The sequence below is a fragment of the Streptomyces sp. NPDC050085 genome (genome assembly GCF_044460595.1).
Lineage (GTDB): Bacteria > Actinomycetota > Actinomycetes > Streptomycetales > Streptomycetaceae > Streptomyces.
Map to the genome: position 1 here is coordinate 1 of NZ_JBITJZ010000028.1, position 19,671 is coordinate 19,671.

18 protein-coding genes are annotated in these 19,671 nt (G+C 71.9%); 6 read left to right on the forward strand and 12 right to left on the reverse strand.

The genetic code is table 11. The annotated features are described in order from the left end of the window. Positions 1-461 precede the first annotated feature (461 nt). The 4 genes from ACIBUY_RS41915 to ACIBUY_RS41930 all read right to left on the reverse strand — a co-directional run bounded on the left by ACIBUY_RS41915 (position 462) and on the right by ACIBUY_RS41930 (position 5,454). Positions 462-1,037 carry a transcriptional regulator gene (locus ACIBUY_RS41915; protein WP_365580265.1) on the reverse strand — a complete coding sequence of 192 codons (576 nt, stop codon included), beginning with the start codon at positions 1,035-1,037 and terminating at the stop codon, positions 462-464. After that, positions 1,038-2,606 (reverse strand): helix-turn-helix domain-containing protein, encoded by a 1,569-nt coding sequence (locus ACIBUY_RS41920; protein ID WP_399155492.1) that lies wholly within the window; start codon positions 2,604-2,606, stop codon positions 1,038-1,040. Positions 2,607-2,690: 84 nt separating this feature from the next. After that, complete coding sequence (gdhA, locus tag ACIBUY_RS41925; protein WP_365580259.1) at positions 2,691-4,100, reverse strand: NADP-specific glutamate dehydrogenase; 1,410 nt, start codon at positions 4,098-4,100, stop codon at positions 2,691-2,693. 118 nt (positions 4,101-4,218) lie between these two features. Further along, positions 4,219-5,454, reverse strand: coding sequence for an aminotransferase class V-fold PLP-dependent enzyme (locus ACIBUY_RS41930; RefSeq protein WP_399155493.1), 1,236 nt, complete (start codon positions 5,452-5,454; stop codon positions 4,219-4,221). A 380-nt stretch (positions 5,455-5,834) separates the two neighbouring features. Between ACIBUY_RS41930 and ACIBUY_RS41935 the strand changes: the two genes are divergently transcribed. Together ACIBUY_RS41935 and ACIBUY_RS41940 are read left to right on the forward strand one after the other, a co-directional pair. Further along, complete coding sequence (locus ACIBUY_RS41935) at positions 5,835-6,254, forward strand: hypothetical protein (protein ID WP_399155494.1); 420 nt, start codon at positions 5,835-5,837, stop codon at positions 6,252-6,254. A 69-nt stretch (positions 6,255-6,323) separates the two neighbouring features. Beyond that, a complete protein-coding gene (locus ACIBUY_RS41940) occupies positions 6,324-7,790 on the forward strand; it encodes a phosphopantetheine-binding protein (RefSeq protein ID WP_365580250.1) in 1,467 nt (488 codons plus the stop codon). Here the strand turns inward: ACIBUY_RS41940 and ACIBUY_RS41945 are convergent. Then, positions 7,760-9,016, reverse strand: a complete 1,257-nt coding sequence (locus ACIBUY_RS41945; RefSeq protein WP_365580247.1) for a helix-turn-helix transcriptional regulator — start codon at positions 9,014-9,016, stop codon at positions 7,760-7,762. The two genes, ACIBUY_RS41940 and ACIBUY_RS41945, sit on opposite strands and share 31 nt — an antisense overlap. Before the next feature lie 518 nt (positions 9,017-9,534). Then, the gene (locus tag ACIBUY_RS41950; protein ID WP_365580244.1) at positions 9,535-9,837 is read right to left on the reverse strand and encodes a hypothetical protein; all 303 of its coding nucleotides are present in this window, start codon (positions 9,835-9,837) and stop codon (positions 9,535-9,537) included. A gap of 243 nt (positions 9,838-10,080) precedes the next feature. On the opposite strand from ACIBUY_RS41950, the gene ACIBUY_RS41955 reads away from it, so the two are divergent. After that, positions 10,081-10,383, forward strand: coding sequence for a PqqD family peptide modification chaperone (locus tag ACIBUY_RS41955; RefSeq protein WP_365580241.1), 303 nt, complete (start codon positions 10,081-10,083; stop codon positions 10,381-10,383). 66 nt (positions 10,384-10,449) lie between these two features. Next, complete coding sequence (locus tag ACIBUY_RS41960) at positions 10,450-13,023, forward strand: AAA family ATPase (RefSeq protein WP_399155495.1); 2,574 nt, start codon at positions 10,450-10,452, stop codon at positions 13,021-13,023. A gap of 10 nt (positions 13,024-13,033) precedes the next feature. On the opposite strand, the gene ACIBUY_RS41965 is transcribed toward ACIBUY_RS41960, so the two are convergent. The 6 genes from ACIBUY_RS41965 to ACIBUY_RS41990 form a co-directional block, all read right to left on the reverse strand. After that, complete coding sequence (locus ACIBUY_RS41965) at positions 13,034-13,879, reverse strand: metallophosphoesterase (protein ID WP_365580235.1); 846 nt, start codon at positions 13,877-13,879, stop codon at positions 13,034-13,036. A 93-nt stretch (positions 13,880-13,972) separates the two neighbouring features. Further along, positions 13,973-14,194, reverse strand: coding sequence for a DUF5988 family protein (locus tag ACIBUY_RS41970; RefSeq protein ID WP_365580232.1), 222 nt, complete (start codon positions 14,192-14,194; stop codon positions 13,973-13,975). Between the two features lie 54 nt (positions 14,195-14,248). After that, positions 14,249-15,025: an AfsR/SARP family transcriptional regulator gene (locus ACIBUY_RS41975; protein WP_365580229.1), complete on the reverse strand. Its 777-nt coding sequence runs from the start codon at positions 15,023-15,025 to the stop codon at positions 14,249-14,251. 26 nt (positions 15,026-15,051) lie between these two features. Next, positions 15,052-15,834, reverse strand: coding sequence for an alpha/beta fold hydrolase (locus ACIBUY_RS41980; RefSeq protein ID WP_365580226.1), 783 nt, complete (start codon positions 15,832-15,834; stop codon positions 15,052-15,054). Positions 15,835-15,996: 162 nt separating this feature from the next. Beyond that, the gene (locus ACIBUY_RS41985) at positions 15,997-16,533 is read right to left on the reverse strand and encodes a hypothetical protein (RefSeq protein ID WP_399155496.1); all 537 of its coding nucleotides are present in this window, start codon (positions 16,531-16,533) and stop codon (positions 15,997-15,999) included. A gap of 76 nt (positions 16,534-16,609) precedes the next feature. Then, the gene (locus ACIBUY_RS41990) at positions 16,610-17,620 is read right to left on the reverse strand and encodes a pyridoxal-phosphate dependent enzyme (RefSeq protein WP_365580220.1); all 1,011 of its coding nucleotides are present in this window, start codon (positions 17,618-17,620) and stop codon (positions 16,610-16,612) included. Between the two features lie 233 nt (positions 17,621-17,853). Between ACIBUY_RS41990 and ACIBUY_RS41995 the strand changes: the two genes are divergently transcribed. Continuing rightward, complete coding sequence (locus ACIBUY_RS41995; protein WP_365580217.1) at positions 17,854-18,504, forward strand: 2-oxo acid dehydrogenase subunit E2; 651 nt, start codon at positions 17,854-17,856, stop codon at positions 18,502-18,504. Further along, positions 18,501-19,589, forward strand: a complete 1,089-nt coding sequence (locus ACIBUY_RS42000; RefSeq protein WP_365580214.1) for an alpha/beta hydrolase — start codon at positions 18,501-18,503, stop codon at positions 19,587-19,589. The genes ACIBUY_RS41995 and ACIBUY_RS42000 overlap by 4 nt, the downstream gene beginning before the upstream one ends. Positions 19,590-19,671: the final 82 nt, after the last annotated feature.

Sequence of the window (19,671 nt, forward strand, 5' to 3'; positions counted from 1 at the left end):
CCCAGGGCGTCGACCGTCGCGGGAGACAGCTCTTCAGCGATGAGTACGACGGGTTTGCCGTTGGCAGCAGTGCTCACGTGAGTCCTCACAAATCCGATGCCGATGTGGGAGGGCCGTCCCGACGACCGCCGGCGGGGTGGAGGGGGTCGGCCGCAAGAGACGCACGACGCCGTGGGTCCGACGCGTAGTGGCGCAAGCCGTTGTGGTGCGAGCCGTTGTGGTGCGAGCCGTACAAAGGCGTCGCGGTTGTCGCGCCGCGCCACCACGGAAGTATTGCTCCAGCCTCACCAGCGAGGGTGGACGGCGCCTTGAGCCACCCTGGACCGGATCAGGGGCGAACCCCGGCCGCGCCCGCACGCACCCGGCCGACAGCGACGCAAGCGACTCAAAGTCCGATACGTCGTAAAGGCACGCCGGAGCGCCGGGGGCGGGGTGCCAGGGGTGCCAGGGGTGCCGAGGTGTCAGGCGGCGAACCCGATGTTCATCACGTACTCGTACGCGCCGTAGTCCGAGCCGAGGTCGGCGGTGATGTCGTCGAACCAGGCCGAGTCCATCGCCTCGTCGTCGTCGGCCACCCAGGCGTCGACCATCCGCTCCCAGCGACGCACGTTCAGGGTGCGGAAGGAGACGTCGCGCTGCAGGGGGCGGGCGACCTGCGACTGGTTGAGCGGGTGGAACTCGACGCGGGTGCCGCGGCCCTGGCGGTTGAGTCGCTGGACCAGGTGGCGGGCGACGTTCTGGCGGCGCACCCGGCGATAGGCGGTGTCGAGCTGGGCGAGACTCTTCTTCGAGGGGGTGGCCCTGCCGTCGGCCCAGCGCTTGAGGGTGCGGTCGGTGACGGTGAGGCCCGCCTCGCGGGCGGCGGCCCGGGCGTGCGACGTGCGGGTGAGGTAGTGCAGGCGGGCGAGCATGCCACGGCGGCTGGTGACCGGGCTGGCGATGAACCCGGCGATCGCGTCGAGCTGCCGCGCCGCGGCCTCGTACCCCTTGAGGCCCTGGGCGCCGAACTTGCCGAACTCGTTGGTGCGCTGCGGCATTTACTCGTCCCCGTCCTCGTGCTCGTCCTCGTGCTGGCCCTCGTCCGCGTCGACCGGGGCGTCGGGGGCGGCCGCGCCCGCGAGGTAGACGTCCTTGACCTTGACCTCCGTCACCGCGCGGCCCTCGGGGAAGACCCGGCGCCAGTCGCCGATGACGTGGAGCTCGTCGGTGCCCATCGCGCGCACCACCATCAGGCCCTCCTCGTGGGCCTTGAGCGCCTTCATCCAGAGGTTGGCGAAGGCCTGCGAGCGGATCAGGTGCATCCAGTCGGGGCGGTACAGCTCCCGGTTGTAGTTCGACTCGCCCATCGTGGAGACGAACTTGGAGTACATCGCCTTCACGTACTCCAGCGTCACCTCGTCGCCGTCCTCGAGCGCCCGGTCACGGGCGTCCTTGAGCGCGGCGCGGAACTTCTCCAGGAGGTTCTCGGTGGCGCCCGAGGTGTACGACTCGTGGATCTCGGGCGGGTCGCACAGCCCGTACTTGGGACCCGACAGGCGCAGCAACAGGCGCAGCGTCGGCTCGGTGACCCACAGCGGACCCGGCTCGTCGCGCTGGCCGAGCGGGTTCGGCAGGACGTCCTCGTGAGCCCAGTGGGGCGGGGTGATCAGATGGACGCCGGCCCTGCGGCGGTCGTGGTCGAAGCCGGTGGAGTGTTCCAGCTGGCCGATCGGCAGGTGCGTCTTGAGGGCGGACAGATAGGCGCCGTTGATGTCGAGCGCGGTCACCTCGTGCTCGCCGGGCGGCAGTTGGTCCCGGGTCCACTTGGGGCGGGCCTCCCAGATGTGGTCGGCGCCGCGGGAGGACTGCTTCTTGAGGACGTCCGGCATCCAGGGGTGCGCGATGACGTCGTAGCGGCCGCCCTTGCGGGTCTCGTCGAGCAGCGCCATCGCGTCCGGGATCGCCTTCTTCACCAGCGCCGCGGTCGCCGCCTCCATGTCGCCCTCGTGGGCGGCGAGTGCGGCCTGGACGGCGCGGCCGATGGCGTCGACCGGCTCGTTCGAGGGCTGGAAGGCGCGGCGGGTCGGCGGCTTCTGCTGGTGCTTCTGCTGGTTCTGAGGCTTCTGCGGGCTCCTGCGCTCGGCTTCCTTCGGCGGCGCGGGAGCAGGTGCGGGCGCGGGAGCGGGTGCGGCGGCCCGGCACTCGGTCGCGTCCAGGTGCTGGGCGAACCCGGCGACGCGCTGCGCGGCCGGGTGGCCGCACAGCACACAGGGTTCGGGGGTGGCCAGCTCCACGACGTCGTCGGCGGGATCGAGATCCCCGTCGGGGCCGGGCGCGGGCTCTTCCGCCTGCGGTACGGGCTCCGGCTCGGGCTCCGGTTCCGGTTCGGCGAACCGGGCCGCGAGGCCGTCGAGGAAGTACGCGTACTTGGACCGGACCTCGCCGACCGGGTCGCGGCCCGTCTCCCACGCGCCCAGCGTCGACGGGCTCACCCCGAGGGCGCGGGCCACCTGCGCCTTGGAGAGACCGGCCTGCTCGCGCAGTTCACGGCGCACGTCGGGCTCGGGCAGCTCCGCCTGGTCGGTCACGGACGCGAGCAGCGCGTCGATCGCCTCGAAGTCGCTCATGACTCCGCCTCGGCGTATCCACGCCCCTCGTCGTTCACATCCGGCACAGTCGGATTGTGCCAGGTCCGTGGGCGACCGCGCTGCTCAGACCAGGCCCTGGGCGAGCATCGCCTCCGCGACGCGCTCGAAGCCGGCGATGTTGGCGCCCGCGACGTAGTCACCGGGGGCGCCGTAGCGTTCGGCCGTCTCCAGGCACACGGCGTGGATGTCCCGCATGACGGTGGTCAGTTCGCTCTCCACGCGCTCGCGCGACCAGGAGTCGCGGCCGCTGTTCTGCCTCATCTCCAGGGCGCTGACCGCGACCCCGCCGGCGTTGGCCGCCTTGCCCGGGCCGAAGGCGACGCCCGCGTCCTGCAGCACCTTGACCGCGGACGGGGTCACCGGCATGTTCGCCCCCTCCGACACGGCCTTGACGCCGCCTCGCACCAGCGCCAGTGCGTCGGCCGTGTCCAGCTCGTTCTGCGTCGCAGACGGCAGCGCGACATCGGCCGGGACCTCCCACACGTTGCCGCCCGCCACGTACGTGGCCGACGTACCGCGGCGCTCGGCGTAGTCCTGCACGCGGCCCCGCTCGACTTCCTTGATCTGCTTGAGCAGGTCGAGGTCGATGCCCTTGTCGTCGACGACGTAGCCGCCCGAGTCGGAGACCGTCACGGCCCGCGCGCCCAGGGCGTGGAGCTTCTCGATGGTGTAGATGGCGACGTTGCCCGAGCCGGACACCAGCACCTGCTGTCCTGGCAGGTCCTCACCGCGTACGCGCAGCATCTCGGCGGCGAACAGGACGTTGCCGTACCCGGTGGCCTCGGTGCGACCCGCCGAGCCGCCCCAGGTCAGGCCCTTGCCAGTGAGGACACCGGCCTCCCAGCGGTTGGTGATCCGCCGGTACTGGCCGAAGAGGTAACCGATCTCGCGGCCGCCGACGCCGATGTCACCGGCGGGCACGTCGGTGCTCTCGCCGATGTGGCGGTGCAGCTCCGTCATGAACGACTGGCAGAACCGCATGACCTCCGCGTCGGAGCGGCCGTGCGGGTCGAAGTCGCTGCCGCCCTTGCCGCCTCCGATGCCGAGGCCGGTCAGGGCGTTCTTGAAGATCTGCTCGAAGCCCAGGAACTTGACGATGCCGAGGTTGACCGACGGGTGGAAACGCAGGCCTCCCTTGTACGGGCCGAGCGCGCTGTTGAACTCCACGCGGAAGCCGCGGTTGACGTGGATGCGGCCGGCGTCGTCCTGCCACGGCACCCGGAACAGCACCTGCCGCTCGGGCTCGCAGATCCGCTCGACCAGCGCCGCGTCGGCCAGATCGGGGCGGGCGGCCAGCACCGGCGCGAGCGAGTCGAGGACTTCCCTCGCGGCCTGGTGGAACTCCGGCTCCGCGGGACTGCGGCGCACGACCTCGGCGTAGACGGCGTCGAGCCTGTCCTGCGCGGAAGCTGCGGACGTTGCGGACGCTCCGGAAGCTGCGGAGGCCACGGACACTGCGGGTGCTGCTGACATGGGCACCTCTTTCTGCGCGACGGCACCTGCGGGGCGTCAGTACAGCGCTGCCTGCTAGGGCCCCGGCACAGAAGCGCTCGCACCCCTGACGGCACGTCAGTGCAGGAGTGCCCGGACGTCAGCCGGCTTCCTGCGCGTTGCGCTTCCGGCCGCAGATGCGGCGGGTCGGCGTGTCCTCGATGACGGCGGCCGAGGCCGGGGCCGGGACCGCCGCGAGGTGCCGGCGGTCCTTCAGGCGGGGCAGGCGGCACGAGCGCTGCTGTCCGACGACCCCGCTGAGGGCCTGCGCGAACCTGCCGATGCCGTCCTCGGAGTTGTCCTCGTGGAGCGAGGCGCGCAGCGTGGTGGTGACGCTGCCCTCCCGTGCGAGCAGCGGCGTCTCCTCGGCGACCGTCTTGGCGACCACCACGCCCTGCTCCGCGAGGCGGTGCCGGATGAGGGCCGCGGGCAGCTTCGGGTGCTCGAAGGCGACGATCGACGACTGCTGCCGGCCCGGGGTGAGCAACCGGGTGCCCGGCACCGCCTCGACGGCGGCGAGCAGCGCGGGCATCAGCTTCTGGACGCGCTCGAAACGGTCCGGGGTGTGCTGGGCCAGGGCCGCGTTCAGCGCCACGACGTCCGCCGTGGCGGGGAACGGTGCGGGCTCGAGGAACGGGTCCGCCGGCAGCGTCGGCTCGGCCCGCAGGCGCGGCGCGACGTAGGCGAAGCCGACCTCGCGGGGCCCGCGCAGGAACCGCCACCCGTCGCCGGTCAGCAGATGGCAGCCGATCCGGCCGACGTCGAGCGGCAGTTGGCCCACCGAGTACGCGGCGTCGACGGCGTACAGGCAGCGGTACGGCGCCAGGATGCGGCCGATGTCCTCGACGGGGTGGGTGATGCCGCGCGTCGCGGGGACGTGGGCGACGGAGACCAGGGCCACGTCGTTGTCGATGTGGTCGGCCATCCACTCCAGGTCCAGATCGCCGTCGGCCCGCAGCGGCACGACCTCGATGCGGCAGCGGGTGCGGTCCCGCAGGGACTGCAGCGTTGCCAAGTGGGCCGCGCTCTCGTAGGGCGTGGTCCAGATCCGCTCTCCCCGGGCGGGGGCGAGGCCTCCGACCAGGGCTTCGAACGCCGCGGCGCCCGCGGTGAACAACTCGGTGTGTCCCTGCGGGGCGTTGAGCAACGTGGCCAGACGGTCGTGGATCTCGGCGTGCACGACGTCCTCGACGTGCTCCTCGAGCTCGTGCGGGCCGTAGCGGTCGGCCAGGCGCACGCACTTTGTCAAAACCGTCTGCACCTCGGCGGACAAACGGCCCTGACCTGCCGTGTTCAGGTGGATCATGTCCTGCCGGATGCCTGCCGAGTCCTTCATGACCAGTCCTCCCTTGCCAATCATTGCCAACCTTCTTGGCAATACATTGCCTATGAATGAAGGGTCTTGGCAATGTGCGCTCCAGAGGCGCTCTAGTTACGGGGCCCGGACCTCGGCTTTGCCAACGCCCCCGCCCTTTTCCCACAGGGGAGTTGCCAGGCGTTGCCAAATCTGGCAAACCCGGGGGTCAGTCAATCACCGCAGGTCAAAGGGCGTTTGATGAGGAGAATCGGCGTCTGATTGCCAGGTGTTGCCCGCTCGATTTGCCTGTCTCCACCAAATCTTGAGCACATCTCGAACGTATTTCGAGGTGGGTCCGCCAATCTCATGGCAAGAAGTTGCTCGCCCCCCAGACAAAACTTGTCACAGAGGAGTCAGTCATGAAGGTTCTCGCCCGAGTCCTGGTCGTCGCCGCCGCCACCGCCGCCGCCGTCTTCACCGCCGGCGGGGTCAGCTCCGCGGACGACATCGGCTGGCCCACCGCCCCCACCGCCACGGTCACCACCGCCTCCGCCAACGGCGACATCGGCTGGCCCACCGCCACCGCCACCCAGGCCTCCACCAACGGCGACATCGGCTGGCCCACCGCCACCGCCACCCAGGCCTCCACCAACGGCGACATCGGCTGGCCCACCGCCCCCACCGCCACGGTCACCACCGCCTCCGCCAACGGCGACATCGGCTGGCCCACCGCCACCCAGGCCTCCACCAACGGCGACATCGGCTGGCCCACCGCCACCCAGGCCTCCACCAACGGCGACATCGGCTGGCCCACCGCCCCCACCACCGCCGCCGTCTGATCAGTCACCCCGCGTCGGGCCAGGAACCCAGAAGCCCAGAAGCCCAGAAACCCTTAGGAGTCAGCTGCGATGTCCCTCTTCGATCTCGTACCGCGCCAGGAAGCGACCGCCCTCGCACCCGCCCACTCCCCCGCCGATCAACGCCACACGGGCCTCGCATTCCCACTCGCCCATACGACGCTCCCGGCCGAGCCGCACCCCGGCGCCCAGCCGGGCACCCCGGTCCAGGAGATCGTGCGGGACTTGTTCGCGGAGGCGCTCGGCTTGCCACGCGGCGCGGTCGACGCGGACAGCGACTTCTTCCGGTTGGGGGGCTCCACCGATGCCGCGGCCCAACTCCTCGTGCGCATACGGCAGTTGTTCGCAACCGGTCCGGGGCCCGACCCAGGACCCGACCCCGGCCTCGGCCCAGGCCTCGACGACGTGCGCGCCGCACCGACGCCGGCCCGGCTGGCCGCCCTGCTCGGCGATCCGGTGCCGACCGCGACCGGGCCCCGGTTGCGCCCGGGACACGGCACGGTCCTCCCCTTACGCCTCCAAGGCCCCCTGGACGAGACGGCGTTGGACCACGCCCTGGCCGACCTGGGACAACGTCACGAGGCCCTGCGCAACAGCCGTCTGGGCAACGTCGGAACGCGCTTGTGCACGCTCGGCCCCGACGACCGGCTCCTCGAACTGGCCCTGCCCGCGGACGTGGTCGACCCCTGGTCGGTCTGGCCGCTCGCCTCCGAACTGGCCCGCGCCTACCAGGCGCGCGTCACCGGCAACCTCCCGCACCGCTCCCCCTGCACCCCCGAGACCGCACCCCGCGTACTGGACGGAGACCAGGAACCCACCGCACTGCCGGGCAGCACACCGCACGAGCGCCACGACGAACGGCGCGTCCTTGCCTACGAGTTGCCCGCCTCGGCCCATCGACAGCTCGCCCACTGCGCGAGCGAGCACCACGTCAGCCTGTTCATGCTCGTGCACGCCGCACTGGCCCAACTCGTCGCGGACCGCGGCGCAGCGGGCCCGGTCACCGTGGCCGCTCCGGTACCGGCCCGGCACGACGCCGCATTGCGCGACGCGGTCGCCCCGCACAGCCGCATCCTCGCCCTGACCGTCGACACCGCAGGTCAACCCGGGTTCGCCGAGCTCCTGTCGCGGACCAAGGCCGCTCACTTGGAGGCGTATCGAAGGCCCGACGCACCGCTCGCGGCCCCCGGCGGCCTCGCCCTGACGATCCTTCAGGACGTCACCGGGACCCTGCACGCGGGCGGCCTGGCGATCACCCCGCAGCAGCCGGTCCACGCGGCGCAGTGCGCGGCCCTGTCCTTGACGCTGACCGAACGGCACGACGCCGCAGGGCAGTTGGCGGGGCTCGGCCTCATCGCGTCGTACCACCGCGGAGCCGTGGCACAGAAGTCGGCGGACGCCCTGTGCGAGGACCTGCTCGCCGCACTGGCCGCGCTGTCCGCACCGTCCGCACCGTCCGCCGAACCGTCCCCGGGGACGACGACCGCTCAGGCGTGGTCGGGGGTGCGGTCCTCATGAGGCGCGGCCTGGGGAGAAGGCGCGCGGAGCTGGACCAGCGCCTCGGCGAGGATGCGCCAGATCTCCGCGGCAAGGTCGACGTTGGCACTGCGCTGGGCCTCTTCGGCGAGGTCCCGCAGCCCTTGGACACCGCTCTCGTCGCCGGCCAGGACCCGCAGTTGGTGGCCGAGGATGTCGAGCCTGACCCGGTCCCGGTACGTCATCATCAGCTCGCCCCTGTCGAGCGAGCCGAGCAGCTCACGGGCCTCGTCGTAGCGGCCCGTCAGGAACGCCAAGTCGGCCTTGAGCGCGGTGAGTTCCTGGCGCAGGGTCGTGGTCTCCACGAAGACGAGCGCCGCGGAGGCCTGCGTGATGCACTCCTCGGCCTTCTCCGGTTGCGCCGGCAGCTTCTGCAGGTGCAGCCGGCCGGCCGCGAGCCGCAGCCGCACCCACAGCGTCAGGTCCTCGGAGCTGGGGAATCCCGCAAGAGCCAGCTCGAGGCACTCCTGCGCACCCGCGTGGTCGCCCTGCCGCATGCGGACGGCGGCCGCCGTCCAGTTCGCCTCCGCCCACAGGGCGTCGGTGCGGCCCTCGACCAGCGCCGTCAACTCGTCGGCGTGGGCGCGCGCATCGGGCAGCCGGCCCGCCTCCGCCTCCACGGACACGAGCGCGAGCAGCACCCCCGCCCGGTCCTCCACGCTCACCCCCGCCTCGGAGGCGAGTTGGTGCGCGGTCTGGCTCGCCTGCAGCGCGTCGGGGATCTCGCCGAGGGACCGCAGACAACGGGCGAGGCTGGTCAGACCGCGCACCCGCAGTTCGGGCAGCGCCACCTCGTCGCCGAGGCGGACCAGTTCCGTCAGGTGCGTGCGCTCACCGGCGTGGTCGCCCTCCAGTTTGCGGGAGCGGGCCAGCAGCCACAGCGCCTGCCAGCGCAGCACGGGCGACTCGTGGGCCTCGGCCGCGTACGCGGCGCGCAGCGTGTCGATCGCGGTGTCCGAGCCGGTGGAGGTGGCAAGGGTGAGCGCGTGCGCGAGGGAGCCGGACGCGGGCTCCTCGAATTCGGAGGGGTCGATGCCGAGGCGCTCGGCGAGGTAGCCGACCGCCCGCTCGGTGGGCTGTCGGTTGCCGGACTCCAGACGGGAGAGGTAGCCCGTGGAGATGCCGTCTCCGGCGAGCGCGGTCTGCGAAAGGCCTCTGGCCAGGCGGAACTTCTTCAGGCGGCTTCCGAACGCGGGTTGACGCAGCATCAGGCCACTTCCAGGAGGGCAGTGCGATGGTCGGGTGGACGCGGACCGGTACGGGAGTGGTCGCAGTGACGCCGAACCCTGCTACCGAAGCACCGAGCGTAGAGCTCTGGCAACAGCCGGGCAAACGTTTGCCAGGGACCGTGCAGCGGGCTCCGGCCGCGCTCTCCCGGGGCCCCGGCGACTCTCGAGCGACCCTCCAGGGATTCAGGGCAGGATCTCAAGCGATCATGCCGAACGTGCGTCCTCGTCCAGGAGTCGCCGTGAATCATCCGATGCCTACACCCCCGCCGGAGGCCGACATTTCCCGGTCCGCCGCCGCGCGGCCACTGCCGCTCGCCAGGCCCGTCAGGTCCGACGACGACGACATCGGGTGGCCGCGTCGACACCGTGCGCACGGCGCAGCGCGCACGGCAGCGCCGGTGCGGTTCGCCCGCAGGGTGCGCGCCTACCTGGCGCTGCGCATCATGTCAGCAGGTCCGCGCGGGAGTTGACACCGCGCGGCGGGGCAGGGGTCCTGCTCAGGCGGCCGTGGTCGCCGAGGCGCGGGCCCCGTCCGGGACCAGGAAGTCGCGGTACTCGGTCACTTCGCCGGCCGCGTCGAAGCGGAACTCGGCGATCAGGCTGCGGGACGCCCGGCCGGTGGTGAGGGTGACCCGCACCATCACGCGGTCGCCCTCGGCGACCACGGCCTCGGGGACCGGTGCGTGGTAGGCGTCGGCGACCAGCGCGCGGGCCAGTTCCTTGTTGCGTTCCTGCACGGTCCGGTCGGCGAGCAGGGACGCCAGCGTCTCGCTCACGGCGTCGTACGGCGTCTGGGCCATGACCGGACCTCCCGTCCTCACGGCACCCACCCGGGTGCCGGGCCCAGCATGGGGGCCCCGGGTCAAGGACCGTTCGAGCAGCACTACAGCGCGGGCGCCCCACCCCTCACCTGTGCCAGAACCCGTGCGTAGGGGTTGTTCACCCTTGCCCCGCGCGCCCGTCCGGGATCACGATTGAGGCAAGGTCCTGCCAAAGCTCTACCGGGCACCTACGGCTTGGAGGCGTCTGTGCATGTGCGTCCGGTGTCCGAGATCCGTGTCCGCGTGGACCCGGAGGGGCACCTGCACATGGTGACGGACCGTCCGCACCAGCACTTCCGCTGCTCCCCCGTCTGCACCGCGATGTGGATCGCGCTGCGGCACGGCGACGGGGACGTGTCCGCGGCCGCGCACCGGCTCGCCGCGCTGTGGGACACGGACGTGGAGAACACGCGCGCCGATCTCGACATCTGGATCGGTGAACTGCGCGACGCGGGCCTGGTCCGCAACGAGCCCTGCGCGTCCGCCTCCTGCCGATGCTCCGTCCCTACTCGACCACCCCTGTAGCCGACTTCATCACTCTGTTCGCTCAAGGGTTCAGGTCGCTTGCGGACGGGGGGAGCCATGCCGCTCATGTGGAGGGAAGAAGCCACCGGAACCGTGGATGAGGTCCTCGTGGGCGACGGCCCCGAGGGAATCTGCCGGACCCTGTTGGTCGAGGGTCCCAGCGGCTGCGGTCGCAGCAGCCTCATCGACACGGTCATCGAACGCGCCACGGCGGTCGGCGCCGTCGTGCTCAGCGCCATCGGCTTCGCGGGCGAGCGTTCGACGCCCCTGAGCGTGCTGCGTCAACTGACGCACCGCAGCCCGCAGTTGCTGCCCGGCGACGGCGCCCGACCGGTGGCGGCCGCCCGGGTGGAGGACATGCAGCACTTCTGCCGCGCGGTGGACGCCCTGGGCTCCGACGCACCGGTGGTGATCTGCGTCGACGACGCCCACCACGCCGATCAGGCGTCCCTCGACCACCTCCAGTACCTGGCGCGGCACGTGGGCCGGGCCCGCCTCCTGATCGTGGTCGCCGTGCCGCTGCAGGAGCAGCCGACCCAGGCGGCGTTCCTCACCGAACTCATGCGCAGGCCCGGCTTCTGCCGTGTCACGCTCGGCCCGCTGAGCCGCGAGACGGCCGCGGACGTGGCCCGCTCCGCCGGACACGGCACCCTGGCCGGCCCCCTCTACGAACTCAGCGGCGGCAACCCGCTGCTGCTGCGCGCCCTGCTCGACGAGTGCCCGGGTGCGGCCCAGGCCGCACCCCGGCCCGGCGGCCCCTACGCGATGGCCGTGGCGGCGTGCCTGCACCGCAGCGGTCCCGGCACGGTGAGCGTGGCCCAGGCGTGCGCGCTGCTCGGCCCGCACGCCAGCGCCGAGCGGGCCGCCCGGATGCTCGACCTGCCGGTGGAGGACGTCCGCCGGGCGCTCACCTCCCTGGAGGCCGGTGCCCTGCTGGCCGGTGGCCGACCCCGCCACCCGGTGGCGCAGGAGGCGATCCTCACCGCCGTGAGCACCGAGCGCCGCGCCGAACTGCACCGCAGGGCCGCGCGGGTGCTGCGGGCCGACGGCTGCCCGGCCGGCGAGGTCGCCGGGCATCTGCTGGCCGCCGGCGGGCCCGCGCCCGCCCCGGACGCGGAGCATCTGCGGACGCTGCGCGACGCCGCCGAGGACCTGCTGGCCGAGGACGACGCGGCCGGCGCGCTGCGCCTGCTCGAACTCGCCCGCCGCTGCTGCCCCGACGGCACGCAGCGCACCGCGGTGGACCTGCGCCTCGCCCAGGTCTCCTGGCGCCTGGACCCGGCCGCGGCCGAGGTCCATCTCGATACGTTGCTGCTGGCCGGGCAGCAGGGCCGGCTCGACCCTTCGCAGGCCCAGCCGCTGGCCCAACTCCTCATGGCGCAGGGGCGCTGCGCCGACCTCGCCGAGTCGGCGCGGTCGGCGGCCCCGGCCGGTGCCCCCGTGCTGCCGCCGCTCGGCGCGGCCACCGGCGACACCGTGCCGGCCAGCGAGCACCTGCTGCGGTCCGCCCGGCTCACCGAGGCGACGCTGCTGCCCGTGTGGCAGGCCCTGTTCTCGCTGACGCACTCGGCCCGCCCGCAGCGCGCCCTGCCCTGGACGCGACGGCTGCTCGACGAGGCCGAGCGCCGCCGGGCGCCCGGCTGGCAGGCGGCCTTCGCCGAACTGCACGCCCAGGCCCTGCTGCGCACCGGCGAACTGGCCGGGGCCGTCGAGTTCGCCGAGCGCGCGCTGGCCGCCCTGTCCGGCACCGGCCGCGCCCCGTTCGCGTACAGCGCCCGCGCGGTGCTCGTACGCGCCCACGACGCGCTGGGCCACTACAACCAGGCGGCCCAGCACCTGGACGCACCGCCGCCGCCCACGCTGCTGCGCACCCGGCACGGCCTGGCCTTCCTGCACGCGCGCGGGCACCACCACCTGACCAGCGGCCAGCCGCATCCCGCGCTCGCGGACTTCCTCGAGGTGGGCCGGCTGATGCAGGAGTGGCACATCGACCAGCCCGCGTACCTGCCCTGGCGCACCGACGCGGCAGAGGCGCTGCTGCGTCTCGGCCACGGCGACCAGGCGGCACGCCTCGCGGAGGCCCAACTCGCGCTGCCCGGCGCACAACACCCGTGGGTGCACGGCCAGGCGCTGCGCGTCCAGGCGCTCTCGGTCGCCGTCCCGCAGCGGCGTGCCGCGCTGCTGACGCAGGCGCTCGGCCTGCTGCAGCAGTCGGGGGACCGGCTCGCGACGGCGCGCACCATGGTCGATCTGGCGCAGTTGCACGCGCCGAAGACCCCCGCGCGCGCCACGCACCTGGAGGCCGCGTGGCAGCTGGCCCAGGAGTGCGGTGCCGCGGCGCTCGCGCACGACATCCTCCCGGTGTCGCCGGCCAGGACGCTCGAACGCCTCGACGACTCCGAGGCCGCGGCCCCGCGTCCGGCGTCCGGCGAGACCCGGCTCACCGCGTCGGAGCAGCGGGTCGCCACGCTCGCCGCGCAGGGTCTGACGAACCGTGAGATCTCCGCGAAGCTCTACCTCACCGTCAGCACGGTCGAGCAGCACCTCACGCGCGTGTACCGCAAGCTCCACATCACCTCGCGCCGCGACCTGCCGCTGCAGCTGACCCCGCTCACCCCGACAACGACGAGCAGGCCTTAGCGCCTGCCTGCTAGCGCGGCACCGGCAGGATCTGGCGCGGCCCGACCGGCGGGTGGCCCGGGCGCTGCCACTCGCGCGGGTAGCCCACCGAGACCTCCTCGAAGCGGACGCCGTCGTACCAGGTGGTGCGCGGGATGTGCAGATGTCCGTAGACCATCGCCCGGACGGGGAAGCGGACGTGCCACTCGGCCGTCAGTTCCGTGCCGCACCACTGGGCGAACTCCGGGTAGCGCAGGATCCGCGTGGGCTGCCGGGTGAGCGGATAGTGGTTGGCGAGGACGAGCGGCAGCTCCGGGTCGAGCTCGGACAGCCGGCTGTCGGTCTCCTTGACCCGGTCGAGACACCACGCCTCGCGGGTGGGATACGGGTCGGGGTGCAGCATGAACTCGTCGCTGCACACGATGCCGGTCTCGTAGGCCCGGTCCAGGGACTCCTGCTTCGTACGCGCCTCGGGCACGCGGAAGGTGTAGTCGTACAGCAGGAAGAGCGGGGCCACGACGACCGGACCGCCCTCCCCCGTCCATACGGGATAGGGGTCCTGCGGGGTGAGGACGCCGAGGGAGCGGCACATCTCCACCAGGTGGGCGTAGCGCTCCGCGCCGCGCAGCTGGACGGGGTCCTCGCGCGGGGTCCACAGCTCGTGGTTGCCGGGCGTCCACAGCACTTTGGCGTAGCGGCGGCTGAGTGTGCGCAGGGTCCATTCGATGTCCGGGGACATCTCCGCGCAGTCGCCGGCGACGATGAGCCAGTCGGCTTCGGAGCGCGGACGCATCCCTTCGACGAACGTCCGGTTGTCCGGGAAGGCGACGTGCAGGTCGCTCACGGCCCAGAGTGTCGCGTCTTTCCCGTGGGGCATGAAATCAGACCCTAGACCTCGAAAGTCCCCGTGCAGAAGTACCGCTCCCGCGCGGGGACTTGATCCGGACAGGCGGTCACATGGGGCTGCGCGCTACTCGGCGACCCAGGTGTGCTGGGCGTAGCGGAAGACGCGAAGCTCGCTGTCGCCCCGGCGGACGAACTCCTCGGTGGGCGCGAAATGGTCGTAGCGGTTCTCCACCCGGAGCTTGAACGTCTCGCGGTGGTCCTGGACGAACGTGACGATCTCGTGCTCGCGCGACTGGTAGGGCGTCCCGACCAGCAGGGCGTTGGGTTCGGCGGTCTTCGTTGGCATGGCGAACTCCTTGTGGTCGTCCACGGATTCATCGGGGTGGCCAACCTCGTGCCGCTACGCCGCCGTGGCGCAGAGGTCCAGAGCGCGGGGATCCGCCTGGAGGATGGCCCGGTGGAGGTCCTGGAGCGGGGCGCAGGGTTCGAGCCCCAGTTCATCGATGAGCGTCTTGCGCGCACTCTGGTAGGCCTTGAGCGCGTCTGCCTGCCTTTCCGAGCGGTACAGGGCGAGCATCAGCTGCCGGTGGAACGCCTCGCGCAGCGGATTCTCGGCGATCAACGTGTAGAGCAGGCCCACCAGTTCGCGGTGGCGGCCGAGCCTGAGCTGGGCGTCGACGAGCATTTCCATGCAGTCGGTGCGGGTCTCGGTCAGCCGCGTCGCGAAGCTGCGGACGACGGGGCCGAGGCCGATGTCGCCGAGGACGGGGCCGCGCCACAGCGCGAGCGCCTCCTCGAAGGCGGCGCGTGCCTGCTCGTACTGGCCGGACCGCATGAACTCGCGGCCGCGTTCGGTGAGTTCGAGGAACACCTCGGCGTCGACCTCGTCGTCGCGCAGCAGCAGCATGTACCCGGGCGAGCGCGTCACGATCGGGGCGTCGGGGCGGCCGGCCCGGTGCAGCAGCTTGCGCAGTTCGGACACGTACACGTGCAGGCCCGCGGTGGCCCGCTTGGGCAGCCGGTCGCCCCAGATCTCACCCATCAGCTGATCCGTCGTCACGACGTGGTCGGCGCGGATGAGCAGGGTGGCGAGCAGCAGCTCGAGTTTGTGCGCGCTGATGAAGGTGGAGCGTTCCCCGTCGAGCAGACGCAGCGTTCCCAGCAGTTCGAACCTCACTGCTTGCTCCTCCAGTCTCCGATGGCCTAGCGGACGGTTTCCGGTACGGCCGCGGAGAGGGCCTGCACGGCGTCGGAGATGATCGAGGTGATCTCCTGGGCGTGCTGGTCGATGAAGAAGTGACCGCCGCTGAGGACATGGCAGGCGAAGGCGCCGGTGGTGTGGTCGGCCCAGGCCTCGGCCTCGGCGACCGTGGTGTGCGGGTCGGCGTCCCCGGTCAGCATGGTGATCGGGCAGGTCAGGCGGGCGTCGGAGCGCGGGTGGGTCTCGATGGCGGTGTAGTCGGCGCGGACCGGCGGCAGGATGGACGCCATCAGGTCGGCGTCGTCCAGCCAGCGGGGGTCGGTGCCGCCCACGGTGCGCAGTTCGTCGAGGATCCCGGCGTCGTCGCGCCGGTGGACGCTGCCGCCGCGCAGCCGGGACGGGGCCGGATAGCCGGACGCGAGCAGCCAGTTGGGCGGCGTGCCCGTCTCGTCCTGGTAGCGGCGGGCCACCTCGAAGGCGAGGACCGAGCCCATGCTGTGCCCGAAGAACACGTAGGGGCGGCCGTCCTCGGCGCCGCGCAGCGCCGCGTACGTGTGGTCGGCGAGCTCGGACAGACGGGTGATGCACCCTTCCGCCCTGCGGTCCTGGCGCCCCGGATACTGCAGGGCGATCATGTCCAGGCCAGGCGCCAGGGCTTCCGACAGGGCGTAGTAGTAGCTCGCCGAACCGCCTGCGTGCGGGAAGCAGACCAGCCGTAAAGCGCCTTCGTCGGACGGATGGAAGCGGCGTATCCACTCCCCGTCAAATGTCGTCGACCCCGTCATGCCGACCCTTTCTGTGGATTTCTGGATCCCGGCCCGCGATGCGGGATGCCCCAAGACTAGAAAGGCAGGAAGGGAGTGGGTAACCCCGAACAATCCCCTACTCCTTGAAATCCACCCCTAATTCCGCGCTGTTCCTGCCCGGCCGGTGGCCGGGCAGACGGATCAGCCGCAGAGCTTGATGACGGCCTCGAAGTCCGGCGCGGTGTCCGGGATTTCGAAGAGCGCACGCCAGGTCCACGTACCCTTCCATCCCTTGTAGGCGCCGCTGACGCCGTTCACGGGCTGGGTGATCCAGTTGCCGGCGATCACGTCCGCACGGTCGAAGGAGCTGCCGGCCGCGAACGTGCCGTCGGCGAGGTGGAACATCTCCCACTGGTACTCGATGTCGTGACCGTCCGACGGACGCTCGTAGATGATGTTCATCGCGCCGACGGCCGTGCCCACCTTCTCGCCGGTCTTCCAGTCGTAGACGTGGTCGAACCAGTTCGCCTGGAACCCGGCCGGGACGTCCTCGGAGGGCGGCATGTTGGTGTCGTACGTCGGCATCTTCTCCCGCCAGTGGAAGCTGCGGCACTCCTTGCCCGGCTTGTGCTGTTCGGCGCTGGCGGGCAGGGTCGTGAAGCTGACCGCGGCGACGCAGGCCAGGAGTGCGGCGGCCGGTGCGACCACCTTCGTTCTCAGTGCTGTGCGCAGACGCATCGTCGTTCCCTCTCGTTTCCGTCCGGTGATCCTCAAAGCTAGGAAGCCGTTCTGAAGCCGCCCTTGTCCCGCGGTCTCAGGCGCATTCGCCGAGCAGCCGCGCCACGAGGGCCGGCTCGACGTTGCCGCCCGACAGCAGCACGCCGACGTTGCGGTGCCGGCCGTCGGCCGCGATGCGCAGTGCGGCGGCGAGAGCGGTGGCGGCGGCGGGTTCCACCAGCAGCCGGGCCCGGACGAGCGCGAGCCGCATCGCCTCCGCGATGGCGTCCTCGTCGACCGTCACCACCGCGGCGACCGTGTCCCGTACGAGGTCGAAGGGGAGCTGCCCGATGCGGTCGGGGCGCAGTCCGTCGGCGATCGTCGGACCGGCCTGCACGGTGACGGGCCCGCCGGCGTGCAGCGCGGCGGTGAGGGCGGGCACGGCGCTCGGCTCGGCCCCGTACACCCGTATCCCCTGCCCTGCGGTGGCGAGGCAGGCCCCGGCCAGCGCACTGCCACCGCCCACCGGGAGCACGACGGCGTCCAACTGCCCGCCCACGGCCTCCACCTGGTGCAGCAGCTCCGCGGTGGCCGTGCCCTGACCTGCGACGACGTCGGGGTTCTGGTAGGGGTCGATCTCGTCGTACCCGCGGGCGGACTTGATCTCCTCGACCACGGCGATCCGCTCGGCCAGCGTGGTGCCCGCCTGCAGCACCTCGGCACCGGCCTCGCGGATCCGCCGCACCTTGGTCGGTGCCGCGTCGGTCGGCAGCACCAGGGTCGCGGGCAGCCGGTGCTCGGCGGCGGCCAGGGCCACGGAGATCGCGTGGTTGCCGGTGCTCTGCGCGACGACGCCGCTGCAGCCCACGGAGACGAGCCGCTCCATGGCGAGCAGTGCGCCGCGCATCTTGAAGGACCCGCCGCGCTGCAGGTTCTCGGCCTTCAGCCACAGCTGTACGCCGGCCAGGCGGTCCAGGTCGTCGCTGCGCACCACCGGGGTCTGCAGCACCCGGTCGGCCACGCGGAGCCGGGCCTCGTGCACCCCGGCACAGCTCAACAGGGGTGGTCGGTCGATGACGGGCGCCGCACTGGTACCGATCGGCATCATGCGTCTCCATTTCGAACTGAAAGAACACGGTTCGGCCACCGCCCAGGCTCTGCACAGGTTCTAAAGTCCGGCTAATCCAAGGGACTTGAGGAGCTTTCGAGGAATCCACCAGCACGCCCGGGCACAGTGGACCGGTGAATATCACTCCCATCGCCCGAGAACGCAGGCACACCCTGCAATTCCTCCGTGAAATCCGCGCCATTTCACCGGTCTTCCTCGGGGCCGATATTGATATGAGCGCTGTGGTGCGCCACCGGGAGACCCAGCACAAATACTCGGTGGTGACGTACGTGCTGCACGCCGCCGCGCGCGTGCTGGCCGCCCACCCGGAGGCCAATGCCGCGATACGGGGCCGGCGCTTCCCGCGCGTCGCCCGCTATCCCTCGGTCAACGGCAAGTTCACGCTGGACCGGACCGTGCACGGACAGCGGATCGTGCTGTCCACCGTGCTGCCCGATCTGCAGCGTGCGTCGCTGGCCGACATCCAGGAGCGGGTGGACCACTTCCGCGACGGCGACCCGGAGACGATGCCCGAGTTCGCCGGCTCCCGCATGCTGCAGAAGCTGCCGTGGCCGCTGGCCGGCGCGATGTTCCGGCTCGGGGTGCGGCCGCTGGCCCGACGCGCCGACGCCTTCGGGACGTTCGCGGTGACCTCCCTCGGCCATCGCCCCGTCGATGCGTTCCACTCCGTGGGCGGCACGACCGTCACGCTGGGCGTGGGACGCATCGCGGAGCGGCCCGTCGTCCGGGACGCGGCCGTGGCCATCGCCCCGCTGATGCACCTGTCCTTCACCTTCGACCACCGGGTCATCGACGGCGCCGAGGCCGCGGACGTCCTCTCGGAGATCAAGTACGCCCTCGAGAACTTCGAGGAGGACGAGTGAGCGTCAACAGCGTCGCGGAGCTGAAGCAGTTCGCCGAAGTGCACGCGCGCGGTCTCGAGATACCGGAGTACCGAAAGCTGGTCGGCCGGATCCAGGACGACGGTGCGGGCCCCTCCTCCTGGACCGGGGTGTGGTGCGCCGAGGGCGACCGCCTCGCCGCGCAGGGCAAGCACATCGAGGCCGGGCGCCGCTATCTGATGGCGCGCTTCCCCTTCGTCGACTCGCCCGAGCGGCAGGAGGCGTACGAGAAGTCGCTGGCCTCGTTCGAGAAGTGGCGGCCGGGCAAGGACGTGCACCGCCTCGACGTCCGCTACCAGGGGCACGACGTCGGCTGCTGGACCAGCGGGCTGTCCGACACCGAGCCCAAGCCCCTGCTGATCGTCATGGGCGGACACCTCACCCTCAAGGAACAGTGGGCCCCCGCCCTTCCCGTCTTCGCGAAGCTGGGCATGGCCGCCGTGGCCACCGAGCTGCCGCAGGTGGGCGAGAACGAGGCGCCGTACGACGGGGACCCCGGGTTCCTCTCCGCGGTCATCGACGCGGTCGCCGGCCGGGCGGACGTGACCCGTACCTACGCCATCGCGATGAGCTTCAGCGGCCATCTGATGCTGCGCTGCGCGATGGACGACAAGCGGGTGCGCGGCATCGCCACGGTGGGCGCTCCGCTCAGCGAGTTCTTCACCGACACCGTCTGGCGCAAGGAACTCCCCCAGGTCACCGTCGACACGCTCGCCCAACTGACCGGGACCGGCATGGACGAGGTGGCCGACTGGGCGCTGTCCGGGGAGCGGCTCGCGGCGCTCGACATCCCGGTGGCGTACGTGGCGAGCCTGCGCGACGAGGTCATCCCGCCCGCGGACCTGACGCATCTGCGCCGCCACGTGCGGCAGTTGGACCTGCTGGTCCACGACGACGTGCACGGCTCCCCGGCCCACGGCGAGGAGAACAAGGTGTGGCTGGCCCTGTCCCTGCTGCGCATGCAGGGGATCAGGGACGGCCGCACGCTCTATCTGAACCTGATGTACCGGGTGGCCCGGCTGCGCAGCCGGCTGACCGCCGCGCTCGGCGCGAAGCGCGGCTCGTGAGCTGAGAGCCCGGGACGGGGGCCCCGCCCCGGGGGGGGCGGCCCCCCCCCCCGCGGGGGGGGGGGCCCCCGACCCCCCGCCC

Bases quoted from the DNA above. Each gene is read 5' to 3' on its own strand.
- ACIBUY_RS41960 (WP_399155495.1), top strand. From the start codon at position 10,450: ATGTGGAGGGAAGAAGCCACCGGAACCGTGGATGAGGTCCTCGTGGGC.
- ACIBUY_RS41935 (WP_399155494.1), top strand. From the start codon at position 5,835: ATGAAGGTTCTCGCCCGAGTCCTGGTCGTCGCCGCCGCCACCGCCGCC.
- ACIBUY_RS41970 (WP_365580232.1), bottom strand. From the start codon at position 14,194: ATGCCAACGAAGACCGCCGAACCCAACGCCCTGCTGGTCGGGACGCCC.
- ACIBUY_RS41950 (WP_365580244.1), bottom strand. From the start codon at position 9,837: ATGGCCCAGACGCCGTACGACGCCGTGAGCGAGACGCTGGCGTCCCTG.
- ACIBUY_RS41995 (WP_365580217.1), top strand. From the start codon at position 17,854: ATGAGCGCTGTGGTGCGCCACCGGGAGACCCAGCACAAATACTCGGTG.
- ACIBUY_RS41965 (WP_365580235.1), bottom strand. From the start codon at position 13,879: ATGCCCCACGGGAAAGACGCGACACTCTGGGCCGTGAGCGACCTGCAC.
- ACIBUY_RS41980 (WP_365580226.1), bottom strand. From the start codon at position 15,834: ATGACGGGGTCGACGACATTTGACGGGGAGTGGATACGCCGCTTCCAT.
- ACIBUY_RS41940 (WP_365580250.1), top strand. From the start codon at position 6,324: ATGTCCCTCTTCGATCTCGTACCGCGCCAGGAAGCGACCGCCCTCGCA.
- ACIBUY_RS41990 (WP_365580220.1), bottom strand. From the start codon at position 17,620: ATGATGCCGATCGGTACCAGTGCGGCGCCCGTCATCGACCGACCACCC.
- ACIBUY_RS41985 (WP_399155496.1), bottom strand. From the start codon at position 16,533: ATGCGTCTGCGCACAGCACTGAGAACGAAGGTGGTCGCACCGGCCGCC.
- ACIBUY_RS41945 (WP_365580247.1), bottom strand. From the start codon at position 9,016: ATGCTGCGTCAACCCGCGTTCGGAAGCCGCCTGAAGAAGTTCCGCCTG.
- ACIBUY_RS41920 (WP_399155492.1), bottom strand. From the start codon at position 2,606: ATGAGCGACTTCGAGGCGATCGACGCGCTGCTCGCGTCCGTGACCGAC.
- ACIBUY_RS41915 (WP_365580265.1), bottom strand. From the start codon at position 1,037: ATGCCGCAGCGCACCAACGAGTTCGGCAAGTTCGGCGCCCAGGGCCTC.
- ACIBUY_RS41930 (WP_399155493.1), bottom strand. From the start codon at position 5,454: ATGAAGGACTCGGCAGGCATCCGGCAGGACATGATCCACCTGAACACG.
- gdhA (WP_365580259.1), bottom strand. From the start codon at position 4,100: ATGTCAGCAGCACCCGCAGTGTCCGTGGCCTCCGCAGCTTCCGGAGCG.